This window comes from Cronobacter muytjensii ATCC 51329 (assembly GCF_001277195.1).
GTDB lineage: Bacteria > Pseudomonadota > Gammaproteobacteria > Enterobacterales > Enterobacteriaceae > Cronobacter > Cronobacter muytjensii.
Genome location: NZ_CP012268.1, coordinates 1268132 through 1289654, shown reverse-complemented (window position 1 = coordinate 1289654; position 21523 = coordinate 1268132). Strand labels below are relative to the sequence as shown.

Genomic DNA, 21523 nt, shown 5'->3' with positions numbered 1-21523 from the left:
CTTTTAATTCAGCCGATACCGCCGTCGACGCGCACCACCTGACCTGTCACGTAGCTTGCGGCGTCAGAGCCGAGCCAGACCAGCGTGTCGGCCACTTCATCCGCACGCCCGGTACGGCGCAGCGCGCTCTGCGCGAGCTTGCTTTCCACCACGTCGCTTGCCAGATTCTCCGTCATCGGCGTGGCGATGACGCCCGGCGCCACCGCATTCACGCGAATGCCCTGCGGTGCCAGCTCAATGGAGAGCGTTTTGGTCGCCGCCACCATCGCCGCTTTGGAGGCGGCGTAAGCGAGTTGCCCGCTGTTGCCGTCCAGGCCCGAAATACTGGCGATGTTAATGATGCTGCCGCGTTTATTGCGCAGCATCAGGCGGGTGAGGTACTGGGTGAACACCATCTGTGAAAAGAAGTTGATAGCGAAGGTCTTGTGCAGCTGCTCCATCGTAACCATCGGGAACAGCGCGTCGAGCGTGACGCCCGCCACGTTCACCAGGATATCCACCGGCACTTTCGCTTTCTGGATCGCCATCGCGGCCTGCTTGATGGACGCGTCGTCCAGCAGGTCGAAGCAAACCGGCGTAATGGTCACGCCGTATTGTTCAGCCAGCCCGGCGATTTGCGCGCTGAACGCCGCATCTTCCTGCTGAACGCAGGCGAAGATATTGGCCCCGTGGCGTGCGTAGGCCACCATCGTGGCGTTGCCGATCCCCTGTAAACAGCCGGTGATCACCGCGTTTTTTCCCGCGAGCAGCATGCTGACCTCCGTCATATCAGGCGATTTCTACATCGTATTTTTGCAGGATCTCTTTGCCCTTCTGCCAGGAGGAGAAATCGATGATGTCTTCGGTGTCCATCATGATGTCGAAGGTCTCTTCCAGTGCGGCGATCATGGTCATGTGGCCGACCGAATCCCAGGACGGGGTGTCCTGATATTTGTAGTCCGCCAGCACGTCTTCCGGCACTTCAAAGGTTTCCATAAAAATGGTGTTGTATTTCGCTAAGTTAGTCATGGTCATACTCCAGATAAAAAATGTTCTGTCGCGGCGCTTATTTAAACACCTTGCCCTGGGTGTTCTGGCGCATCGCCCTGGCCGGGTTGCCCAGTACGATCGTGGCGTCCGCCACGTCGCTGAATACCGCAGACCCCATCCCGACGATGGCGTCATCGCCGATGCGGGTCTGTTCTTTCACGCAACTGTTCATGCCGATAAACACGCGCTCGCCCACCTCGCAGTGGCCCGCGAGCGCCACCAGGCTTGAGACCACGCTGTACGCGCCGATAACACAGTCATGGCCCACACAGGCGCGCGGCTGGATCAGCACGTTTTCGCCAATCGTGACGCCGCAGGAGATAAACGCGCCGTCGCAGATAATCGCGCCGGGGCGAATTTCGCTCTGTGTCGGGATATCGACATTCGGGTGAATAAGCGTGGCGAGCGGCGCGACGCCCGCCAGCTTCTGCGCGAGACGCTGGCGCAGCGCCGGCTCGCCGATAGCGATAGCCACTTCGCAGTCCGCCGGGCGCGCGTCGAAACGCAGCACCGCCGCGCCATAAACCTCACGCGCGTCGGTCACGTCATCGATAAAGAAAATCTCGCTCCAGCGCGACGTACACTGATTCATGGCGCGCGCCAGCGTCAGCACCTCGCGCCCTAACCCGCCCGCGCCGTAAATGCCAAGCTTCATGCCACTTTCTCCGCAAGGCCGAGCGCGGCCTGCGCGCGGATGGCGTCGACCACGCGGCGCTGATCCTCTTCGGTCAGATCCGGGAAGATCGGCAGACACAGGATGCGCTCGGCGATGCCGGTCGCTATCGGCAGGTGTTGCGGCTGCGCCGACGGCAAATGGCGGTACATCGAGAACGCGCTGATAAGCGGGTAGAAATAGCGGCGCGAATAGATATTTTCGGCTTTCAGCGCCTCATAGAGCGCGTCGCGGCTCACCGGGAAGTCGTCATTCACGCGGATCGGGAAGTAAGAGTGATTCCACTCCACGTCGTCCGGCGCGCTGAAGGTTTCGATGCCAGGGATATCGGCGAGCCATTCGCAGTAGCGGTCGTGGATAGCCGCGCGGCTTGCCAGCGCGTTATCGATATGCCCAAGCTGCACCAGGCCGAACGCCGCCTGTACTTCGTTCATTTTGGCGTTGATGCCCGGCGCCACCACGGTAGTTTCGCCCGCGAAACCGAAGTTTTTCAGGTAGTCGATACGCTGCTTCATGCGCGCATCCGGGCAAATAATTGCCCCGCCTTCAAAGGTGTTGAAGACTTTGGTCGCGTGGAAACTCAGAATCGACAGATCGCCGCAGTTGAGGATGCTCTGGTGATTTTTCTTCACGCCGAACGCATGCGCGGCGTCGTAAATCACTTTCAGGCCCCAGGCGTCGGCGATGGACTGAATTTTGTCGACATCGCACGGCAGGCCGTAGCAGTGGACCGGCAGAATTGCAGAGGTCGCTGGCGTGATCAGCTGTTCGATTTTGTTCGGATCGATGTTACAGGTGACCGGATCGATATCGGCGAACACCGGCGTCAGGCCGTTCCACAGCAGCGAGTGCGAGGTGGCGACGAACGAATACGGGGTGGTAATCACTTCACCCGTAATGCGCAGCGCCTGCAGCGCGGTCAGGAGCGCCAGCGTGCCGTTGGAAAACAGGCAGAGGTGTTCCACGCCCAGATATTCAGCGAGCCGGGTTTCCAGCTCCTGATGAAACGGGCCGCCGTTGGTCAGGTATTTGTTTTCCCAGATCTGTTCAAGATACGGGATAAACTCTTCCAGCGGCGGCAGCAGCGGGCTGGTGACAAAAAGATTTTGCATGATACACCTCGGTGTTTTACACCAAACGTTGCCGGCCCCGGCCGGTATGGGTAATGCCGTCGCGACGCGTTATTCCTCAACAAAGAACGAACGCGGCGCCTCTGCGGTACAGTAAATTTTCCACGCCTCGCGCAGCCCTTTTTCAAAGGTGTCAGCCACCCGGAACCCGTCGGCGTTATCCGTCGGGATGCGGCTGCGCATGGAGAGACGAATCGCGTTCAGTTCTTCAAAGCGGCCCTGCCAGGAGAGCGCTTTGTCGACGTAGTCCGCTTTATCGTTCGCCACGAATTCCGGCAGTCCATAGCCGTTCATAATGTCCACGCCCTGACGCCCCGCCATCGTCTCGCCGCAGAGGGTGAGCGTCGGCACGCCCATCCACGCGCCGTGGTTGGTGGTGGTGCCGCCGGTATACGGGAAGGCGTCGAGCAAAATATCGATGTGATGGTGATATTCGAGATACCCGATAAGCCCGGTGCGCGTTTTGAAAATGAGCTGCTCAGGGCGCGCGCCGAAATGCGTCAGGCGGCGCGTCATCATCGTTATCATCTCGTCATCGGCCATAAAGCCCATCAACAGCTTCGCGCTCGGCTCGCGCACCAGGATCTGCGCCCAGAGTTCGAGCACTTCGTCGTTGACCTTTTTCGGGCGGTTGAAGCTTGCAAAGGTCAGGTGGCCGTTACGCAGCGCCGGCAGCGGGTTGACGTCCGGGCTTTGCGGATGCGGCTCGAAAATTTTGCGCATCGGCACCCAGAGGATCTGCTCGGTAAACTGTTCTGCGAGCCCTGGCGGGCTTGCGAGCGTTGAGGAGAGCAGACGGTAATCCATCGCCGGTACGCCGGTGGTGCCAGGGTAGCCAATCCAGGTCATTTGCAGCGGCGCCGGGCGCAGCGCGAACATCGGCAGCCGCGTCCAGGTCGTGTGCCCGGAGAGATCGATAAGAATGTCCACGCCATCGTCATTGATCTGGCGCGCCAGCTCGCGATCGCTTAACTGATAAACATCACGCCACAGCACGGCGCCCGCGCTCAGGTGATCGGTGACCTCATCTTTCATCGGCGCGGCGTTATAGCCCACCAGCTCAAACTGCGTGCGGTCAAAGGAGTCCCAGAACGGCAGCAGGAAGTTGCTCACCGGGTGGGTGCGAAGATCGCCTGAGACAAACCCGACGCGCAGTTTGCGGTGGGGGTCTTTGACATTATTCAGCGGCAGGTCGAGCGCGCTGCGCGCGGCGGCGGCCGTGACGCGCTCGCCATACTCGCGGTGCTTCGCCAGCAGCTCCTGCGCGCTGACGCGGTTATCGTGCGTCATCACAAACAGCAGGCTGGTGAAACAGTCGAAATCCTGCGGGGCGAGTTCCAGCGACTTCTCAAGGAAGTAGCGCGCTTCGTCGAGCTTCTGGTTATCGCTCAGCACCACGCCCATCATCGCCAGATAGCGCGGGTTGCGCGGCTGGAAGCGGAACGCCTCGCGGGCGCATTTTTCGGCAAGCGTCATGTCGCCGTAGGTGTGGTAGAGCGTCGCCAGCGAGTTCCAGAACCCGCCGTTTTTCTCATCGAGGCGCAGCAGGCCGCGCACCACTTTACGGGCGTTGAAATGATCGAGCGTTTTTTGCAGCGCGGTCGCCAGATCGTAATAGATATCAAGGCTTGAGAAGTAATGGCCCATCAGGCGGCAGAGCGCGTCCAGCGCCTCGTCCCACGCGCCGGTCAGCACGCAGGTGCGCGAGTAGCAGCGCAGGATATGCATATTCTGCGGGTCGTCTTCCAGCAGCGCGCGGGTGTAGTCGCGCGCCTCTTTCGCCATGCCTTTGCCAATCAGCCGGTTCGCTTCTTCATAAACGGCGTCCATGTGGATGCTGTCGGTCTGGCTGTCGTCATCAAGGCTGGTTTCGCTATACAGCAGGCCGCCGCGCTTCTCGCTGACGCTTAACAGCAGCAGCGTATTGATACATTGCTTCAGCCACGCCACCTTGCCGGTGCGCAGGAACGGCTGGATCGCGTTTTTCCACGCCAGCGGCGAGCCTTTCAGCACGCCGCGAAGGCGCAGCGTGGTAAAACTTGCCCAGGCCTCATCATCGGTGGCGCGCATGCCGTCGCGCAGCCAGCGTGCCTGCGCGGGCGTGACGGTCACCGCCTCGCCCCACAGGTTCATGATGTGGGTGTCGTCATCGGTTTGCGCAAATGGCGCTACCGGCATTAAGACGTCGTTATCCGCCAGGTTATACGGCCCCGGCGCAACGCTCCAGTGAAGCCCGTCGAGGTTGTTCAAAAAGAGATCGCGCAGCGATTCCAGCACCTGCTTGCGGGTGTCATCGCCCGGCCGCTCCGGCAGACGGCAGTTAAAGACCAGCTGTTCAACGCTCAGGCTCATGGGCCAGGCGCCGCCCAGCAGGTCGAGAATTTGCAGCGTTACCGGGTTTTCGGTGCGCACCGGCACGCCGGACTGTGAAATATGGCCGCTGACCACGAGCCCGTTAATGGTAAACACGCGCGTGAAATTACCCGCCCACTGCAGCGACTCAAGGACGGCCAGATCCGGCACGAACGACGGCTGCGCCGCGCCTGCGGCGCAGAGCAGCGTAAAGCGCTCGCGGCGATTGACCGCAAAATCGAGATACTGACGCGCGCTGTGGCGGTCGCTCTGGCCTGCAATCATCGCGTGCAGCTGCTGCTGACGCTCGCCGTAAGAGGCGGCAAGGTCGGTCTGCGCCAGCGCGTCGCCGATACAATCCAGATCCAGCGCCTGCATCGCGCGGGCGAAATCGGTGTAATCACCCGTCGCCGCGTCGCCGGTCAGGTAACGCTTCCTGAGCGAGGCATCGTCCAGCGCCTCGGCGTCCGTCACCTGCGTTTTCAGCGCGCCGTCCGGCAGCGTCATCGCCAGATAGCCGAGCATGGCGCGCGCAGAAGACAGCTTCTCTGCCTCGCTTGCGGCGCGCGCACTGTGGAACGCCAGCGCGTTACGCAGCGTCGTCTCATCGTCGTTGTCCGACAGCGCAACCGCGTGATACGCAATGACGCCCTGCGCGGAAAGGTGCCGACGGCACCAGCCCAGCAGCGCGTCGCGCGTGTCGGCATCCGTGTAAGAAAAACGCCCGTGAATGATGATGTAATCGAACTCGCCCGGCGACACCGCCAGAAGATCGCCCAGACCCGCGGCGAACAGCTCAATATTGGTAAGCCCGCTTGCCTGGATCTGCTGTTGCCCTTCGCCGATACGCCCTTCGTCAAGATCGATACCGAGCGCGATGCTGTTCGGCCAGGCGCGGGCGTGGGCAATCAGCGCCTCGCCTGCCCCGCAGCCAATCTCCAGCACGCGCGCGAACGCGGGCAGCGTCGCCGCCACGTGGTTAAGCGCGGCGCTGGCGTGCAGCGCGGTTGGGCTAATGCGGTATTCCGGGTAGAGCGTCTTCACATCATTCATCCGTTGTAAAAAGTCCTGTGCTTACGCGGCAAGGTGTTTCGCCATCAGGCGGGTTTTGTAGTCGTTATAAGCGCCGCCGCCCTGTTTGGCGGTCGTGACCACCCAGCTGAACGCGTCCGCCGTGTGGTTAATGCTGATAAGACGCGCGGCCTCTTCACGGCGGATTTGCATCTGTTCCACCGCCGGTAAGGTGTCGAGCGCAAAGGAGAGCGCCACCTGGTCCAGGAACCACTCGTTGTTTTGTGCCGCCAGGTTGCGGTCAATAAAGCGCGCCACGATGTCGAGGTAACGGAAATTGGCCTCATTGGGACGGGCATAAATAAAGCCGCCGAGCACGCGCTCCCAGAGCGGCGCGCCGTCGCTGCAGGTGAGGATCAGATCGGCGTTATCGAGACGCGCGTGAACCCCGGCCCACGGGTGGCGAACCAGACAATCGGCGTCCAGCAGAATCACCGGCGTGTCGAACTGTTCCAGCGCGTGGCGCAGGAAGACAAAACGACGCGAGGCGTAGTGCACGTTGATACCGCGCACCGGCTCGATGATTTCGCTGCTAAGGGACACATTCAGGCCAGGAAACGCCGCCTGCATGTCGCGCACGCGGGCTTCGCAACGCGCGTCGCAGTTATAGATGTGCAGATGTACGTCCAGCGCGGTGCCGTTGGTGTCATACACGGAGGCCACCAGCGCCTGGGCGTGATCGAAGAAATATTTCGGATCGCAGGAGACCAGCACCGTGGTGTTGCCGGTCGCGGCTTTCGGGATATGCCAGGTATAACGGTTGTAATCCGGCAGCGGCAGCGCTTCGTTAAGCGGGCGGAAATCGATAAAGGAATCCGGGCAGCCGCCGAGCTTGTAAATACCGCAGACGATCATCAGCAGCGTCAGGGTGTCTTCTTCTATTAAGGAAGAGTCCGCCGTCAGCGCCTGAATAACGACGTATGCCTGGTTATAGTCTTCTTCCATCAGGCAGATCATCAGCAGGATTTTCAGCACCGGCGCGCTGTTGCTCAGGCGTGAAAGATGGTTGGAGATTAAAAAGACGGCGCCGTCAATTTCGCCCACGCGAAACAGCAACTGAATGGCGACCACTACGAGATTGACCGAGTCGTCGCGCTTAAGCGCTTCCACCACATGCGCGGTGACCTGTTCGCCGAAGCCTTCCGCCGCGGCGACCTGATGCCCCTGCTTTTTACTGTCAAACGCCTGGTTGGCGAGCGTCGCGGCACAGAGCAGATGTTTCACCGCCAGCGCTTTGTCTTCATCAAGGCGGGTTTGCGCCGCCATGATGGCGGGCTCCAGCGCGGCGTAATCGGTGCTCCAGAAGTGAAGCACTTCCGCGACCAGGTGCGACGGCATGACATCCGCTTCCGGCAGATAGATATCGCGGGTAAAGATGTCACGGTAGTACTGATGCATTGCACGACACTGGGCAAACTGATTCATCGGTGTTAACTCGTCATTAATTGCAACGCGCAACGGCGTTTTGCCAGTCAATCCGGCCGTATCTGTCGCAACCTGGGGGGTGAATTCCCTTCGCGGCATACAAAGAGGAAGCTTTCCTGAAAGGGTAACATCGGGCGCGCGGGCATAATGGAGGGAAAAACCCCGCGAATAGCGGCTTATTTTGGAGATTGCATTTAAGGCGAGGGCCGATAACAGAAAGGCAAAAAAAAAGGTTGCTGTTTCCAGCAACCTTTTTGAAAGCTTGAGCGTCTATTAACGCAGCAGGGACAGCATGGACTGCGGAACCTGGTTTGCCTGAGACAGTACAGAAGTACCAGCCTGTTGCAGGATCTGAGCGCGAGACATGTTAGAAACTTCGGTCGCGTAGTCAGCGTCCTGGATACGGGACTGTGCCGCAGACAGGTTGTTGATAGAGTTGTTCAGGTTGTTGATGGTAGATTCAAAACGGTTCTGAATCGCACCCATGTTAGAACGCGCGGTATCGATCTTAGCGATAGCAGCGTCAGCAGCAGAGATAACAGCCTGTGCAGAGGAGTTGTCTGCGATAGAGGTGCTCAGGCTTGCGTCCAGAGTACCAGAAGTGGCGTTGATCAGTGCGTTGCTGTCGATGGAGATGGTATCGTTAGAAGAAGTACCAGCGCCAACCTGAATTTTCAGAGCGGTGCTTACAGAACCGTCCAGCAGTTTTTTGCCGTTGAAGTTAGCACCACCAGCGATACGGTCGATTTCAGACAGACGCTGAGTGATTTCCGTGTTGATGGAAGTCAGGTCGGTAGAACCGTTGGTGTCGTTTGCAGCCTGAACAGCCAGCTCACGGATACGCTGTAAGTTGGTGTTGATTTCGTTCAGGTTACCTTCAGCGGTCTGAACCAGGGAGATGCCGTCGTTAGCGTTACGAGCAGCCTGAGTCATACCTTTAACCTGAGAGGTCATACGGTTAGCAATCGCCTGGCCAGCAGCGTCATCTTTAGCGCTGTTGATACGCAGACCAGAGGACAGACGCTCGATAGCAGTGCCCAGAGCAGACTGAGATTTGTTCAGGTTGGTCTGAGTGGTCAGGGACAAAAGGTTAGTATTGATAACTGACATAATTTAATTCCTTCAAAAATGGGGTTTAGGTTCGGTGCCTAACACTCACGGCGTCTCTCACCGTCAACAAGGTTATCGACGCTTCTTAAAAAGACTTTAGAAACAAACTCAAAAAATTTACATCTTATTGTTTTTTAATGATTTATTTTATTTAATGTCTGATTATAAGGCTTCGAACTAAGATTATTCTTATATAATGGATAAATATATTCTGCGCGTTTTTTCCCCTTCTCTTTCCTTATTAATAGCTCGGGATCGTTTTTCTTTTACCGGCATATAAAGAAGGGAAATGATTTCGCTTAGGGCGCGCTATCGGTTCAATAGCCTGCGACTCTGTCATCTATTCCTGGGATTATTTTTTTGCCGCCGGGAGTAAACTTTTGCTTTGCGTCGCCGATAAGAAACTGAAACGACCATCGACCTCAAGGAAATCACGCATGGCTACAATCAGTAATCTCGGGGTAGGCACGAATCTTGGGCTTGCCGATCTGTATGACAAGCTGGAAGCGGCAGAGCAGACCAAACTGACGGTTATTACCAAACAGCAGAGCACGTATAACACGCAACTGAGCGCTTACAGCAAGCTGCAAAGCTCCCTGCAAAGCCTGCAGACCGCGACAGCGACGCTTGGCAAAACCGCCACCTGGAACTCCACGGCAGTTAACGGCACCAATACCGCCTTTGCCGCGACCACCACCAGCGATGCGATGACCGGTGATTACACCGTCAACGTAAAACAGATGGCGAAAGCGCAGGTGCTGACCTCCGGCTCTATCGCCAGCAGCACCACGCAGCTTGGCGCCACGACCGGCACCACCCGTACCGTCACCATCAGCCAGCCGGGCACCACAAAACCGCTGACCGTTTCTCTGGCTGATGGCGATACCTCGCTGAACGGCATTGCGAAGGCCATTAACAAAGCGGGCGGCAACGTCTCCGCGAGCGTCATTAAAGCGGCCGATGGCGATTTCCGCCTGATGCTGACCTCGAAAACGACCGGCACCAGCAATGATATGACCGTAACGGTCACCGGCGACGATACGTTGCAGGGCGTGATTGGCTTCGACTCCGCGTCTAAAACCGGCGCGCTGTCCATCCAGACCGCCTCGCAGAACGCCAAAGTGGTCGTTAACGATATCGAAATCGAGCGTTCCACTAACGTGATTTCCGACGCGCTGCCGGGCACCACGCTGACGCTGAAAGCGCAGAGCACCGCCAACGAAACGCTGTCCGTCACCCGCGCGACCGACGCCAACAAAAAAGCCGTCACCGACTGGGTTACCGCGTATAACTCGCTGCAGTCGACCATCGCTTCGCTCACCAAATATGTGAAAGTGGACGCGGGCGCGACCCAGTCCGCCAACAACGGCGCGCTGATTGGCGACAGCAACGTGCGTTCTGTTCAGTCTCAGCTGCGCAGCACGCTGACGGAAGTACAGAGCGGCAGTTACGCTATCCTCGCGCAGCTCGGCGTGACGCAGGATCCGGTTCTGGGCGCTGATGGCGCAGCCGGCAACCTGAAAATTGACGATGCTAAACTGACGAAGGCGCTGACCGAAAACCCGGACGCCGTTCAGGCTTACTTTGTGGGCGACGGTAAAACCACGGGTATGGCGACGAAGATGAATAACACCCTGACCTCCATGCTCAGCACCACGACGGGCAAAGAAGGGGTGATTCAGAATGCCAAAAACAGCATTAACGACACGCTGAAATCGCTGGATAAGCGTTATACCGCGATGGAAGCGTCCATCGAAGCGACCATGGCGCGTTACAAGGCGCAGTTTAGCAACCTGGATTCCCTGGTGAGCAAACTGAACAGCACCTCAACGTACCTGACCAAACAATTCTCTTCAAGCAGTTAAGGAACGGATATGTACAATAGCTCTGGTGTTCAGGCCTACCAGCAGGTGGGCCTGGAAAGTGCGGTAATGAGCGCAAGTCCACACCAGCTGGTCGTAATGTTGTTTGACGGGGCACTCAGTGCCCTTGTCCGCGCGCGCCTGTTTATCGAACAGGGCGACACCCAGGCGAAAGGGCAGGCGCTGACCAAAGCCATCAACATTATCGATAACGGACTTAAAGCTGGCCTGAATATGGATATTGGCGGCGATCTCCCCCAAAACCTGGCCTCGCTTTATGAATATATGGTGCGACGTTTACTGCATGCGAACCTGCGTAACGATGTTGATGCCATCAATGAAGTCGAAACCCTGATGACCAATATTGCTGACGCCTGGAAGCAGATTGGCCCTGGCTCTACTATCGCGCAGGAAACCTTCTGATGAATGATTTCATCTCATCCCTAAATAACTGGCAGGCGCTTTACGCGCTTAGTAATACCATGCTCAGCCTGGCGAATTCAGGACAGTGGGATGAGCTGATTGAACAGGAAGTGAAATACGTGGCGCTGGTTGAGGCGATTGCCCGCAACCCTGTCGAGCCGGACAATAGTCTGTTTCAGGAAAAAGCGCGCGAATTGCTGACCAAAGTGCTGGCGAACGAAGCGGCGTTAAAGACCAAACTTCAGGCGCGGATGGAAGAGCTGCGCGTGCTGATAGAACAGAATGGTAACCAGAAATCGCTGGTGTCGACCTACGGCAATCTTTCCGGCAACGTGCTGATGCCGCACGATCTTAACCCGTAATTTCCTGTCTGTCGGGGCACGGCGACCTGCCGCTGCCCTGCGCCTTTCTCACGTCCGGGAATATCACTGCAGCGTATGTGTGAAGCGGGTGTTTTGCCTGCGGTGGATGCGCGCACGCTTACCTGCCCTCAAAATTTCTCGCCCATAAAAAAAGCCCGGCACGCCGATACGCGCCAGGCTCATTTTTGCTGCCAACGCCCGTTACGGCAGGGGCGTCTCCAGCGGGTTTTTGGCAAGGAAATCCGCGCACTCGGTCGTTGGACGCTCCACGCGCTGAAGCGTCATCCCCGCGTATTCCAGCGTGTCGCCCATGCGCTCCAGCGAATACACCTCAAGCTTACTCGTCACGTTATATAAATCGTCGCCGCGGCGCATCAGCTTACCGGGCAGCGCAATGACCCGCTGCCACTGACGGCAATCCAGCGTGTCGCCTTCGGGCGTCACCACCAGGCTCGCGATCGCCTCGGGGCTCACCAGCTTGCCCTGCGGCCCTTTCGACTGCCAGTACCCCGCAAGCCCCGCAGGCGGCGGCGTTTTCACCACCTCGTTATAGTTCTCCACCTGAACGCATCCGCTCAGCCCCAGCATCATCAATCCCAGCGCGATTTTTTTCATCGTTTGTCCTGCCTGTGAAGAAAAAAAGATTGTGGCATTAAAGCGTTAACGCTTCCACCCCAACGCCGCGCCGCAGGAATTGATCCAGATTCGCTTTTGCCGAATTTTTGCTGTGCGAAAATGGACAGCGGCGTAATATGCGGGCTTCTTCGGCGCCCCTTTCGGCGCCTTTTAGTTCCGTCTGAGTTCAGAGGCTAAAATTCATGTCATGGCACGACTTTAAACAGCAATACCTTATCCGTTTCTGGGCCCCGCTGCCCGCCGTCATCGCCGCAGGCATTCTTTCCACCTACTATTTCGGAATAACCGGCACCTTCTGGGCCGTCACTGGCGAATTTACCCGCTGGGGCGGGCAGCTGTTACAGCTGTTCGGCGTCCATACCGAAACCTGGGGCTACTTTAAACTGATTCATCTGGAAGGCACCCCGCTTACCCGCATCGACGGGATGATGATTATCGGCATGTTCGGCGGCTGTTTCGCGGCCGCGCTCTGGGCCAACAATGTGAAGCTGCGCCTGCCGCAACACCGCATCCGCATTATCCAGGCGGTGGCGGGCGGCATTATCGCGGGCTTCGGCGCACGTCTCGCAATGGGCTGTAACCTCGCAGCATTCTTTACCGGCATTCCGCAGTTTTCACTGCACGCGTGGTTTTTCGCGCTGGCGACGGCCATCGGCTCCTGGTTCGGCGCGCGTTTTACGCTGCTGCCGCTGTTTCGCATCCCGGTGAAAATGCAGAAAGTGAGCGCCGCCGCGCCGCTTACGCAAAAGCCGGACCAGGCGAAGCGCCGCTTTCGCCTCGGCATGCTGGTGTTCGCAGGCATGATCGGCTGGGCGCTGCTCACCGCGATGAACGCGCCGAAACTGGGTCTCGCGATGCTGTTCGGCGTCGGCTTCGGGCTGCTTATCGAACGCGCGCAAATCTGTTTTACTTCGGCGTTTCGCGATATGTGGATTACCGGGCGCACCCATATGGCCAAAGCGATTATTTTCGGCATGGCGGTCAGCGCCATCGGCATCTTCAGCTATGTGCAACTGGGCGCTGAGCCGAAAATCATGTGGGCGGGCCCGAACGCGGTGCTCGGCGGCCTCTTATTCGGCTTCGGTATCGTGCTGGCGGGCGGCTGTGAAACCGGCTGGATGTATCGCGCGGTGGAAGGTCAGGTGCACTACTGGTGGGTGGGGCTTGGCAATGTTATTGGCTCCACGCTGCTCGCGTACTTCTGGGATGACCTGTCACCGTCGCTCGCCACCCGCTGGGATAAAATCAACCTGCTGAATACCTTCGGGCCGCTCGGCGGGCTGCTGGTGACCTATCTGCTGCTGTTCGCCGCGCTGATGCTGGTCATCGCCCACGAAAAACGCTTTTTCCGCCGTCAAAAACCGGCCGCCGCCATTGACGCCATTAAGGAGGGCGCATGAACGCCATGACTCCCGACTACCGCCTGGATATGTCCGGCGAGCCCTGCCCTTACCCCGCTGTCGCTACGCTCGAAGCGCTGCCGAAGCTGAAAAAAGGCGAAATTCTGGAAGTGATCAGCGACTGCCCGCAGTCAATCAATAACATCCCGCTTGATGCCCGTAACCACGGCTATACGGTGCTGGATATCCAGCAGGATGGCCCGACGATTCGCTATCTCATCCAGAAATAACCCGCCGCGCCCTCTCTGGCGGGAGGGCGCGGAGTTCTTTCATTCGGATGTAAAAAAAACCGCCCTGAAGGCGGTCTTGTTATCAGCAATCTCTCTTAATAATGAGCGCTGTTTTTTTACCGACTAATCTCGCTGTCATTCAGTGCCAGCGCGCGGATATTGCCATTAGTTAGTTCAAAACCCGCTACAACATGCCGGGACGCCTCGCTGCTGTTTTTCGCTCCGGGGAGCAGCACATATTCCACGATATAAGGCGTCTGCGTTTTGAACGTGTAGAAAGACGGCGGGAGGCATAACTGCCCATCTTTTACATTTAGCGCAGGCTTTTCACGATACCAACGCTCCTTAGGCGGCGTATTGCGTGGCGCGATGATAATAATAGATGGCCAATAATCCTGTGCATCCGGCACGCTAAAGCAGACATTCTGCGAAACCAGTGTCACTGTCGTCGTTTCGCTGGGGGTTAATCTGTCCCCTGCGCCAGGACAGCCGGACAGCAGAAATACCGACAGTAGCCATAATTTCGGGGCCTTAAACATAAGGAAATCCTTTTAGGGTGTAGGCGTATCGCTCACGTAACGTAGACTCATCGAGAACGCCATCATACGAGACGATGTCCTGGCTTCTGTCTCTGTATACCAGCCATTGCGCATAACCAAAATTTTCTAACAAAAAATGATCGGCAATAATTTGGGCCTGCTGCTCCAGAGGATATTGCCTCAAGGTCCGTTTATCCAGGCCGTACCGGTAACTTACAGCCCAACTGAAAAAGCCGCGTAGCTTTACATACATTCCTCTCTCGCGCTGCCATACATGACTCATCTCATGAATGAAAAGATGCTGTAAATTGGCAGTCGACGTGGAGAAATCGTCTCTGTACCAGTAACGGAAATAAAGCTCACCATTAGGAGTCAACGCTGCGTAATCTCCTTGCATTCCCAGGGGAAGGTAGCTGTCATGATGGATCCATACCTTATGGTACGTAACAGAATTACCGAATACGGACTTTGCTAATTTGATTTCGCCTGGCGTTAATAGCCGAAGGCTGCCTTCCTGTTGAGCTTGCTCTGCCATAAAACCTTCCTTTAAATAAGTGAGAGCTCCTTAGCCTATAATTGTAAAAGCATTTTCACTTATTCAGAGTCGCAAATTCTGGTAGGTGTTTCATGGATAGCGAACGAACAGCACGTCATGAGGGAATGAAATACACGTAGAACGTGTCTGGCGGGAGGGCGCGGAGTTCCTGCCCTATACTTCGGTAAAGCCTGTTACCGGAGCCCTGCTATGTGCGGTCGATTTGCCCAGACGTTAAGCCGTGAAGAATATCTCGCGGCGCTTGATGAGAATGCCGAACGCGATATCGCTTTTGACCCGGAGCCGCTCGCCCGTTACAACGTCGCGCCCGGCACGCGCGTGCTGCTGCTGAACCAGCGTGACGACGTGCTGCGCCTCGACCCTGTGCACTGGGGCTATGCGCCCGAGTGGTGGCATAAAACGCCGCTGATTAATGCGCGCGTCGAAACTGCCGCCGCCAGCCGGATGTTTAAGCCGCTGTGGCAGCACGGGCGGGCCATTGTCTTTGCCGACGGCTGGTATGAGTGGAAGCGCGACGGTGATAAAAAGCAGCCCTATTTCATCCACCGCGCCGATGGCGCGCCGCTCTTTTTTGCCGCCATCGGCAAAGCGCCGTTTGACGCGGGCCATGAGCACGAAGGGTTTGTGATTGTGACCGCGGCGGCGGACAAAGGGCTGATTGATATTCACGACCGCCGCCCGGTGGCGTTGACCGCCGAAGCCGCGCTCGCCTGGCTTAGCCCGGAGACGTCCGACGCGCGCGCAGGCGAGCTGGCGCACGACGCGGCCCTCGGCCCGGAGGCGTTTAGCTGGCACCCGGTAGACCGCGCGGTGGGGAATATCAGAAACCAGAGCCCCGATCTCCTGACGCCCATCGACAATCCGGTAGCGTGACGCTTTTATTAGATAATCCGCCGCGTTGCGGGCATGATGTTAAGGAAAACCTTAACCAGAGAACGGATACCATGCGCAAGACGACAATCATTTTACTGGTAGTGGCGGCAGTGGTCTGGGGTGCGGACTATATGGGCTGGCTGTAAGGGCTGGTAATGGGAAAAACTGTCTCAGGCGATCAGCGCATCAAAACGGGCATTAAGCGACAGCGTTCTCATCAACAGGCGGGCTGCTGCTCGCCCTTCATACGCCGCGTAATGGCTGGCTACTGCTGGCGGGTGTCGTTGTCGCAGGGCAAGGCATAGCAGCTTTCACGGTCGGTTACTACGGGCAGGCGTTTGCGTTTCATGAGGGCCAGTCCTTTAGCGCCTTTATATAGCAGATAACACTATGGGGCAGGTTGAGCCACAAAACCAGACGTTATCTGCTTTTGCCCCACCCATGCCCCATATCACAGGATCTGATTAAGATATCTTATTTATTTCAACAAGATAAATTCACTACACCTGCATGTTCATAATGTCCTGATAGGCGGCGACCAGTTTGTTACGCACCTGGATGCCCATCTGCAGCGAAATCGACGATTTCTGCAGGTCTACCATGACGTCGTTCAGCGCCACGCCCGGCGTGCCGATTGCGAATTTTTCCGCCTGAGTGCGGGCGGCGCTTTGCGTATCGCTGATACGTCCAAGCGCGGCCTGTAACTCTCCGGCAAAACTCACGGAGGGCGGGGTTTGCACTGCATCATTGCGCGCCACCTGCATGGTGGCCTGCATCTGCTGAAGTACCCCTTCAATACCCTGAATAGCCATCTTTAACCCCTGGATGATTTTTCAACGGGGTGCAGAGTAACATTTTGTCAATGGGATAAAGCCTCTAAATAGCGATAAAAAACCAACCTATTTGGCCCATAGAAAATCCCATAAAAGCAAATAATGACCTCGCCATCCTAGTGGAACTTTAGTCGTGCTTGCCGACCCGGGAGTCCGTTTTGCTTCATAACACGCATTATTCTGTCAACGCTGAGTCAAGAGGGGCGCAATGACTGCCGCAGCTTCAACTCAAACGCCACAAAATAAAACCGTAGAGTGGCTCAACCGCTTACGCGCAAACCCGAAGATCCCCTTAATGGTGGCCGGGGCCGCCGCGGTCGCTATCATTGTGGCTCTGGTGCTCTGGGCAAAACAGCCCGATTACCGCGTGCTTTACAGCAATCTGAGCGATCAGGACGGCGGCGCTATCGTCACCCAACTGACTCAGATGAATATTCCTTACAGCTTCTCCGATAACGGCGCCGCCATTATGGTGCCCGCCGAGAAGGTGCATGAGCTGCGTCTGCGCCTGGCCCAGCAGGGGTTGCCGAAAGGCGGCGCCGTAGGCTTTGAGCTGATGGATCAGGAAAAATTCGGCATCAGCCAGTTCAGCGAGCAGGTTAACTACCAGCGCGCGCTGGAAGGCGAGCTGGCGCGCACCATCGAGACCTTAGGGCCGGTGAAGAGCGCGCGTGTGCATCTCGCCATGCCGAAACCGTCGTTATTCGTCCGCGAGCAGAAGTCACCGTCCGCGTCGGTCACGCTGAGCCTTGAGCCGGGCCGCGCCCTGGATGAAGGCCAGATAGCCGCCGTGGTGCATATGGTCTCCAGCGCTGTCGCTGGTCTGCCGCCGGGCAACGTCACGCTCGTGGATCAGGCCGGTCACCTGCTGACCCAGTCCGGCACCGCCGGTCGCGACCTTAACGACGCGCAGCTGAAATATGCCGCTGATGTCGAAGGCCGCGTGCAGCGCCGTATCGAATCTATCCTTGCGCCTATCGTCGGCACCGGCAACGTTCACGCCCAGGTTACCGCGCAAATCGATTTCTCTAATAAAGAACAGACTGAAGAGCAGTACCGTCCGAACAGCGACCCGGCGCAGATGGCGGTACGTTCTCGTCAGCTGAACACCAACGACCAGGTCGGCGGCGCATATCCGGGCGGCGTACCGGGTGCGCTCTCGAACCAGCCTGCACCGGCCAACAGCGCGCCTATCGATGCGCCGGCCGGGCAGAATAATGCCCAGAACGCCAACGGTCAGAACGCCAATGGCCAGAATGGCCAGCGTACCCAGAACACCAGCACCGCTGGCGCGAGCAGTGGCCCGCACAGCAGCCAGCGCGGTGAAACCACGAACTATGAAGTGGACCGCACTATTCGCCACACCAAAATGAACGTGGGCGACGTGCAGCGTCTCTCCGTTGCGGTGGTGGTGAACTACCGTCAGCTGGCGAACGGCAAACCGCTGGCGCTGACCGCTGATCAGCTGAAACAGATTGAAAACCTGACCCGCGAAGCGATGGGCTACTCCGACAAGCGCGGCGACACCCTGAACGTGGTCAACTCGCAGTTCACCGCGAGCGATGAAACCGGTGGCGAACTGCCGTTCTGGCAGCAGCAATCCTTCATCGATCAGCTTCTGGCCGCAGGCCGCTGGCTGGTGGTGCTGATTGTCGCCTGGCTGCTGTGGCGTAAAGCGATTCGTCCGCAGCTCCAGCGCCGCGCTGAAGAAGTTAAGCGCGTCCAGGAAATGCAGCAGCAGCGTAAAGAAGTCGAAGAGTCCGTGGAAGTTCGCCTGAGCAAAGACGAACAGACGCAGCAGCGCCGCGCCAACCAGCGCCTGAGCGCAGAAGTCATGAGCCAGCGTATCCGCGAAATGTCTGACAACGATCCGCGCGTGGTCGCGCTGGTCATCCGCCAGTGGATGAGTAACGAGCTATGAGTAACGCTAATACCAACGCTAATACGAATGGTCTGTCCGGCACCGATAAGAGCGCCATTCTGCTGATGACCATCGGTGAAGACCGCGCGGCAGAGGTGTTTAAACACCTCTCGCCTCGCGAGGTGCAACACCTCAGCGCCGCGATGGCGAGCGTGCGCCAGATCTCCAACAAACAGCTGACCGACGTGCTGGCGGAGTTTGAGCAGGAAGCGGAACAGTTCGCGGCGCTCAGCATCAACACCAACGACTACCTGCGTTCGGTGCTGGTCAAAGCGCTGGGCGAAGAGCGCGCCTCCAGCCTGCTGGAAGATATTCTCGACTCCAAAGAGACGACGTCGGGCATGGAAACGCTCAACTTTATGGAACCGCAGAGCGCGGCCGATCTTATTCGCGACGAGCACCCGCAGATCATCGCCACCATTCTTGTTCACCTCAAACGTGGACAGGCGGCGGATATCCTGGCGCTGTTCGACGAGCGTCTGCGTCACGACGTCATGCTGCGTATCGCCACCTTCGGCGGCGTCCAGCCGGCGGCGCTGGCGGAACTGACCGAAGTGCTGAACAACCTGCTCGACGGTCAGAACCTCAAGCGCAGCAAAATGGGCGGCGTGAGAACGGCGGCCGAAATTATCAACCTGATGAAAACTCAGCAGGAAGAAGCCGTTATTACCGCGGTACGCGAGTTCGACGGCGACCTGGCGCAGAAAATCATCGACGAGATGTTCCTGTTCGAAAACCTGGTGGAAGTCGACGACCGCTCCATCCAGCGCCTGCTGCAGGAAGTGGAGTCCGAATCTCTGCTTATCGCGCTCAAGGGCGCCGAGCAGCCGCTGCGCGAGAAGTTCCTGCGCAACATGTCGCAGCGCGCCGCCGATATCCTGCGCGACGACCTGGCCAACCGCGGCCCGGTACGTCTGTCTCAGGTGGAAAACGAACAGAAAGCTATCCTGCTCATCGTCCGTCGTCTGGCGGAAACCGGCGAGATGGTAATTGGCAGCGGCGAGGATACCTATGTCTAATAAGCTTCCCTGGCAGCGCTGGATGCCTGACGACCTCTCTCCTCCCGTAATGCCGGAATTCACGGCATTCGACGAGACGGTCAGCGGCGAGAGCGAAGAAGTCGACGAAGAGCAGTTACGCCTGCAACAACAGCAGCAGGCGCTGGTGATGATGCAGACCCAGGCGCATGAGCAAGGCTATAACGCCGGGCTTGCCGAGGGGCGTCAGCAGGGCTTCGAACAGGGCCGCCAGGAAGGCTATGCGAAAGGTCTCGAACAGGGTCTTGCGGAAGCGCGCGCCCAACAAGGCCCGATCCACGCCCGCATGCAACAGCTGGTGAGCGAGTTCCAGTATACGCTGGACGCGCTCGACAGCGTTATCGCCTCGCGCCTGATGCAGATGGCGCTGGAAGCGGCGCGTCAGGTGATAGGCCATGTTCAGGTGGATAATAACCACCTGATCAAGCAGATCCAGACGCTGTTGCAGCAGGAGCCGCTGTTCAGCGGCAAACCGCAGCTGCGTGTGCATCCGGACGATTTACAGCGCGTCGAAGAGATGCTCGGCGCGACCTTAAGCCTGCACGGCTGGCGGCTGCGCGGCGACCCGACGCTGCATCCGGGCGGCTGCAAAGTCTCCGCCGATGAAGGCGATCTCGACGCCAGCGTGGCGACGCGCTGGCAGGAACTGTGCCGCCTGGCCGCACCAGGAGTGGTGTAATGACTGCCCGACTGACTCGCTGGCTTAACACGCTCGATAATTTCGAGACCAAAATGGCGCAGTTGCCCTCGGTGCGCCGCTACGGCCGCCTGACCCGCGCCACCGGCCTGGTGCTGGAGGCGACGGGCCTGCAACTGCCGCTCGGCGCGACCTGCATTATCGAACGTCAGGAAGGCACGCAGCTCCACGAAGTGGAGAGCGAAGTGGTCGGCTTTAACGGCCAGAAACTGTTTTTGATGCCGCTTGAAGAAGTGGAAGGCATTCTGCCGGGCGCGCGCGTCTATGCGCGTGGCGGTAGCGGCGAAGGGTTGCACAGCAGCAAACAGTTGCCGCTCGGCCCGCAGTTGCTGGGCCGCGTGCTCGACGGCGCGGGCAAACCGCTCGACGGCCTGCCCTCCCCCGATACCGAAACGACCGGCGCGCTCATGACGCCGCCGTTCAACCCGCTGCAACGTACCCCGATTGAAGACGTGCTGGACGTGGGCGTGCGCCCGATCAACGCCCTGCTGACGGTGGGACGCGGCCAGCGTATGGGTCTGTTCGCAGGCTCCGGCGTCGGTAAATCGGTGCTGCTCGGCATGATGGCGCGCTACACCCAGGCGGATGTCATCGTCGTGGGCCTGATTGGCGAGCGTGGCCGCGAAGTTAAAGACTTTATTGAGAACATTCTCGGCGCCGAAGGGCGCGCGCGCTCTGTGGTGATCGCAGCCCCGGCGGATGTCTCTCCTTTATTACGTATGCAGGGCGCGGCGTATGCGACGCGCATTGCGGAAGATTTTCGCGACCGTGGCCAGCACGTGCTGCTGATCATGGATTCGCTGACCCGTTACGCGATGGCCCAGCGTGAGATTGCGCTCGCCATCGGCGAACCGCCGGCGACCAAAGGCTATCCGCCTTCCGTCTTCGCCAAACTGCCTGCGCTGGTGGAACGCGCCGGTAACGGCATTACCGGCGGCGGGTCGATTACCGCGTTTTATACCGTACTGACCGAAGGCGACGACCAGCAGGACCCGATCGCCGACTCCGCGCGCGCCATTCTCGACGGCCACATTGTGCTGTCGCGCCGCCTCGCGGAAGCCGGACACTATCCGGCCATTGATATTGAAGCGTCCATCAGCCGCGTGATGACCTCCATCATCAGCGAGTCGCATTACGCGCGCGTGAGGACCTTCAAACAGCTGCTCTCAAGCTTCCAGCGCAACCGTGATCTGGTGAGCGTTGGCGCTTACGCCAAAGGCAGCGATCCGATGCTGGATCGCGCCATTACGCTGTGGCCGCAACTGGAAGCGTTTCTGCAGCAAGGTATTTACGAACGTTCCAATGTCGAGGATGCGTTACAGGCACTGGAACTTATCTTCCCGTCAGTGTGATGAGGTATGAGG

General features: G+C 58.3%; 21 protein-coding genes. 10 read left to right on the top strand and 11 right to left on the bottom strand.

Annotated features, from left to right (window positions below):
- Positions 1 to 8: 8 nt before the first annotated feature.
- The 7 genes from AFK63_RS05935 to AFK63_RS05905 all read right to left on the bottom strand — a co-directional run bounded on the left by AFK63_RS05935 (position 9) and on the right by AFK63_RS05905 (position 8790).
- Positions 9 to 752: an SDR family NAD(P)-dependent oxidoreductase gene (locus AFK63_RS05935; RefSeq protein WP_038862188.1), complete on the bottom strand. Its 744-nt coding sequence runs from the start codon at positions 750 to 752 to the stop codon at positions 9 to 11.
- Positions 753 to 768: 16 nt separating this feature from the next.
- On the bottom strand, positions 769 to 1008 hold the full coding sequence (locus AFK63_RS05930; protein WP_004388295.1) for a hypothetical protein: 240 nt from the start codon (positions 1006 to 1008) through the stop codon (positions 769 to 771).
- A 37-nt stretch (positions 1009 to 1045) separates the two neighbouring features.
- Positions 1046 to 1684: an acetyltransferase gene (locus AFK63_RS05925; protein WP_038862186.1), complete on the bottom strand. Its 639-nt coding sequence runs from the start codon at positions 1682 to 1684 to the stop codon at positions 1046 to 1048.
- Entirely contained in the window at positions 1681 to 2814 is a 1134-nt protein-coding gene (locus tag AFK63_RS05920; RefSeq protein WP_038862184.1) for a DegT/DnrJ/EryC1/StrS family aminotransferase, read from the bottom strand. Before AFK63_RS05920 ends, AFK63_RS05925 begins: the two co-directional genes overlap by 4 nt.
- A 69-nt stretch (positions 2815 to 2883) precedes the next feature.
- Positions 2884 to 6237, bottom strand: a complete 3354-nt coding sequence (locus AFK63_RS05915; protein ID WP_038862182.1) for a bifunctional class I SAM-dependent methyltransferase/glycosyltransferase — start codon at positions 6235 to 6237, stop codon at positions 2884 to 2886.
- Positions 6238 to 6258: 21 nt separating this feature from the next.
- Complete coding sequence (locus AFK63_RS05910) at positions 6259 to 7680, bottom strand: hypothetical protein (protein ID WP_050568134.1); 1422 nt, start codon at positions 7678 to 7680, stop codon at positions 6259 to 6261.
- A gap of 273 nt (positions 7681 to 7953) precedes the next feature.
- A complete protein-coding gene (locus tag AFK63_RS05905) occupies positions 7954 to 8790 on the bottom strand; it encodes a flagellin N-terminal helical domain-containing protein (RefSeq protein ID WP_038862178.1) in 837 nt (278 codons plus the stop codon).
- Positions 8791 to 9227: 437 nt separating this feature from the next.
- Between AFK63_RS05905 and fliD the strand changes: the two genes are divergently transcribed.
- Genes fliD through fliT form a run of 3 tightly spaced genes read left to right on the top strand, consistent with a single transcriptional unit; the run spans position 9228 to position 11437 of the window.
- Complete coding sequence (gene fliD, locus AFK63_RS05900) at positions 9228 to 10655, top strand: flagellar filament capping protein FliD (protein WP_038862175.1); 1428 nt, start codon at positions 9228 to 9230, stop codon at positions 10653 to 10655.
- A gap of 9 nt (positions 10656 to 10664) precedes the next feature.
- On the top strand, positions 10665 to 11075 hold the full coding sequence (gene fliS, locus AFK63_RS05895; RefSeq protein WP_038862173.1) for a flagellar export chaperone FliS: 411 nt from the start codon (positions 10665 to 10667) through the stop codon (positions 11073 to 11075).
- Positions 11075 to 11437 carry a flagella biosynthesis regulatory protein FliT gene (fliT, locus tag AFK63_RS05890; protein WP_038862171.1) on the top strand — a complete coding sequence of 121 codons (363 nt, stop codon included), beginning with the start codon at positions 11075 to 11077 and terminating at the stop codon, positions 11435 to 11437. Before fliS ends, fliT begins: the two co-directional genes overlap by 1 nt.
- 201 nt (positions 11438 to 11638) lie before the next feature.
- On the opposite strand, the gene yedD is transcribed toward fliT, so the two are convergent.
- Entirely contained in the window at positions 11639 to 12052 is a 414-nt protein-coding gene (gene yedD, locus AFK63_RS05885; protein WP_038862168.1) for a lipoprotein YedD, read from the bottom strand.
- Between the two features lie 203 nt (positions 12053 to 12255).
- Here yedD and yedE point away from each other — a divergent pair, with 203 nt between their 5' ends.
- On the top strand, positions 12256 to 13473 hold the full coding sequence (gene yedE / locus AFK63_RS05880; protein ID WP_038862166.1) for a selenium metabolism membrane protein YedE/FdhT: 1218 nt from the start codon (positions 12256 to 12258) through the stop codon (positions 13471 to 13473).
- The gene (gene yedF, locus AFK63_RS05875) at positions 13470 to 13703 is read left to right on the top strand and encodes a sulfurtransferase-like selenium metabolism protein YedF (protein ID WP_038862164.1); all 234 of its coding nucleotides are present in this window, start codon (positions 13470 to 13472) and stop codon (positions 13701 to 13703) included. The genes yedE and yedF overlap by 4 nt, the downstream gene beginning before the upstream one ends.
- Before the next feature lie 116 nt (positions 13704 to 13819).
- On the opposite strand, the gene AFK63_RS05870 is transcribed toward yedF, so the two are convergent.
- Together AFK63_RS05870 and AFK63_RS05865 are read right to left on the bottom strand one after the other, a co-directional pair.
- Complete coding sequence (locus tag AFK63_RS05870; protein ID WP_038862162.1) at positions 13820 to 14242, bottom strand: putative T6SS immunity periplasmic lipoprotein; 423 nt, start codon at positions 14240 to 14242, stop codon at positions 13820 to 13822.
- Complete coding sequence (locus tag AFK63_RS05865; protein WP_038862160.1) at positions 14235 to 14777, bottom strand: hypothetical protein; 543 nt, start codon at positions 14775 to 14777, stop codon at positions 14235 to 14237. The genes AFK63_RS05870 and AFK63_RS05865 overlap by 8 nt, the downstream gene beginning before the upstream one ends.
- A 210-nt stretch (positions 14778 to 14987) precedes the next feature.
- Between AFK63_RS05865 and AFK63_RS05860 the strand changes: the two genes are divergently transcribed.
- Positions 14988 to 15671, top strand: coding sequence for an SOS response-associated peptidase (locus AFK63_RS05860; protein WP_038862157.1), 684 nt, complete (start codon positions 14988 to 14990; stop codon positions 15669 to 15671).
- Positions 15672 to 16171: 500 nt separating this feature from the next.
- Here the strand turns inward: AFK63_RS05860 and fliE are convergent, their stop codons facing one another.
- Positions 16172 to 16483, bottom strand: a complete 312-nt coding sequence (gene fliE, locus AFK63_RS05855) for a flagellar hook-basal body complex protein FliE (protein ID WP_038862155.1) — start codon at positions 16481 to 16483, stop codon at positions 16172 to 16174.
- Positions 16484 to 16712: 229 nt separating this feature from the next.
- Here fliE and fliF point away from each other — a divergent pair, with 229 nt between their 5' ends.
- Genes fliF through fliI form a run of 4 tightly spaced genes read left to right on the top strand, consistent with a single transcriptional unit; the run spans position 16713 to position 21511 of the window.
- The gene (gene fliF / locus AFK63_RS05850) at positions 16713 to 18425 is read left to right on the top strand and encodes a flagellar basal-body MS-ring/collar protein FliF (protein ID WP_038862152.1); all 1713 of its coding nucleotides are present in this window, start codon (positions 16713 to 16715) and stop codon (positions 18423 to 18425) included.
- Positions 18422 to 19444: a flagellar motor switch protein FliG gene (fliG, locus tag AFK63_RS05845; protein WP_038862149.1), complete on the top strand. Its 1023-nt coding sequence runs from the start codon at positions 18422 to 18424 to the stop codon at positions 19442 to 19444. The genes fliF and fliG overlap by 4 nt, the downstream gene beginning before the upstream one ends.
- A complete protein-coding gene (fliH, locus tag AFK63_RS05840; RefSeq protein WP_038862147.1) occupies positions 19437 to 20141 on the top strand; it encodes a flagellar assembly protein FliH in 705 nt (234 codons plus the stop codon). The genes fliG and fliH overlap by 8 nt, the downstream gene beginning before the upstream one ends.
- Entirely contained in the window at positions 20141 to 21511 is a 1371-nt protein-coding gene (gene fliI / locus AFK63_RS05835) for a flagellar protein export ATPase FliI (RefSeq protein WP_038862145.1), read from the top strand. The genes fliH and fliI overlap by 1 nt, the downstream gene beginning before the upstream one ends.
- Positions 21512 to 21523: the final 12 nt, after the last annotated feature.

Coding starts and splice junctions, on each gene's coding strand:
- AFK63_RS05935 (WP_038862188.1), bottom strand. CDS start 752: ATGCTGCTCGCGGGAAAAAACGCGGTGATCACCGGCTGTTTACAGGGG.
- AFK63_RS05930 (WP_004388295.1), bottom strand. CDS start 1,008: ATGACTAACTTAGCGAAATACAACACCATTTTTATGGAAACCTTTGAA.
- AFK63_RS05925 (WP_038862186.1), bottom strand. CDS start 1,684: ATGAAGCTTGGCATTTACGGCGCGGGCGGGTTAGGGCGCGAGGTGCTG.
- AFK63_RS05920 (WP_038862184.1), bottom strand. CDS start 2,814: ATGCAAAATCTTTTTGTCACCAGCCCGCTGCTGCCGCCGCTGGAAGAG.
- AFK63_RS05915 (WP_038862182.1), bottom strand. CDS start 6,237: ATGAATGATGTGAAGACGCTCTACCCGGAATACCGCATTAGCCCAACC.
- AFK63_RS05910 (WP_050568134.1), bottom strand. CDS start 7,680: ATGAATCAGTTTGCCCAGTGTCGTGCAATGCATCAGTACTACCGTGAC.
- AFK63_RS05905 (WP_038862178.1), bottom strand. CDS start 8,790: ATGTCAGTTATCAATACTAACCTTTTGTCCCTGACCACTCAGACCAAC.
- fliD (WP_038862175.1), top strand. CDS start 9,228: ATGGCTACAATCAGTAATCTCGGGGTAGGCACGAATCTTGGGCTTGCC.
- fliS (WP_038862173.1), top strand. CDS start 10,665: ATGTACAATAGCTCTGGTGTTCAGGCCTACCAGCAGGTGGGCCTGGAA.
- fliT (WP_038862171.1), top strand. CDS start 11,075: ATGAATGATTTCATCTCATCCCTAAATAACTGGCAGGCGCTTTACGCG.
- yedD (WP_038862168.1), bottom strand. CDS start 12,052: ATGAAAAAAATCGCGCTGGGATTGATGATGCTGGGGCTGAGCGGATGC.
- yedE (WP_038862166.1), top strand. CDS start 12,256: ATGTCATGGCACGACTTTAAACAGCAATACCTTATCCGTTTCTGGGCC.
- yedF (WP_038862164.1), top strand. CDS start 13,470: ATGAACGCCATGACTCCCGACTACCGCCTGGATATGTCCGGCGAGCCC.
- AFK63_RS05870 (WP_038862162.1), bottom strand. CDS start 14,242: ATGTTTAAGGCCCCGAAATTATGGCTACTGTCGGTATTTCTGCTGTCC.
- AFK63_RS05865 (WP_038862160.1), bottom strand. CDS start 14,777: ATGGCAGAGCAAGCTCAACAGGAAGGCAGCCTTCGGCTATTAACGCCA.
- AFK63_RS05860 (WP_038862157.1), top strand. CDS start 14,988: ATGTGCGGTCGATTTGCCCAGACGTTAAGCCGTGAAGAATATCTCGCG.
- fliE (WP_038862155.1), bottom strand. CDS start 16,483: ATGGCTATTCAGGGTATTGAAGGGGTACTTCAGCAGATGCAGGCCACC.
- fliF (WP_038862152.1), top strand. CDS start 16,713: ATGACTGCCGCAGCTTCAACTCAAACGCCACAAAATAAAACCGTAGAG.
- fliG (WP_038862149.1), top strand. CDS start 18,422: ATGAGTAACGCTAATACCAACGCTAATACGAATGGTCTGTCCGGCACC.
- fliH (WP_038862147.1), top strand. CDS start 19,437: ATGTCTAATAAGCTTCCCTGGCAGCGCTGGATGCCTGACGACCTCTCT.
- fliI (WP_038862145.1), top strand. CDS start 20,141: ATGACTGCCCGACTGACTCGCTGGCTTAACACGCTCGATAATTTCGAG.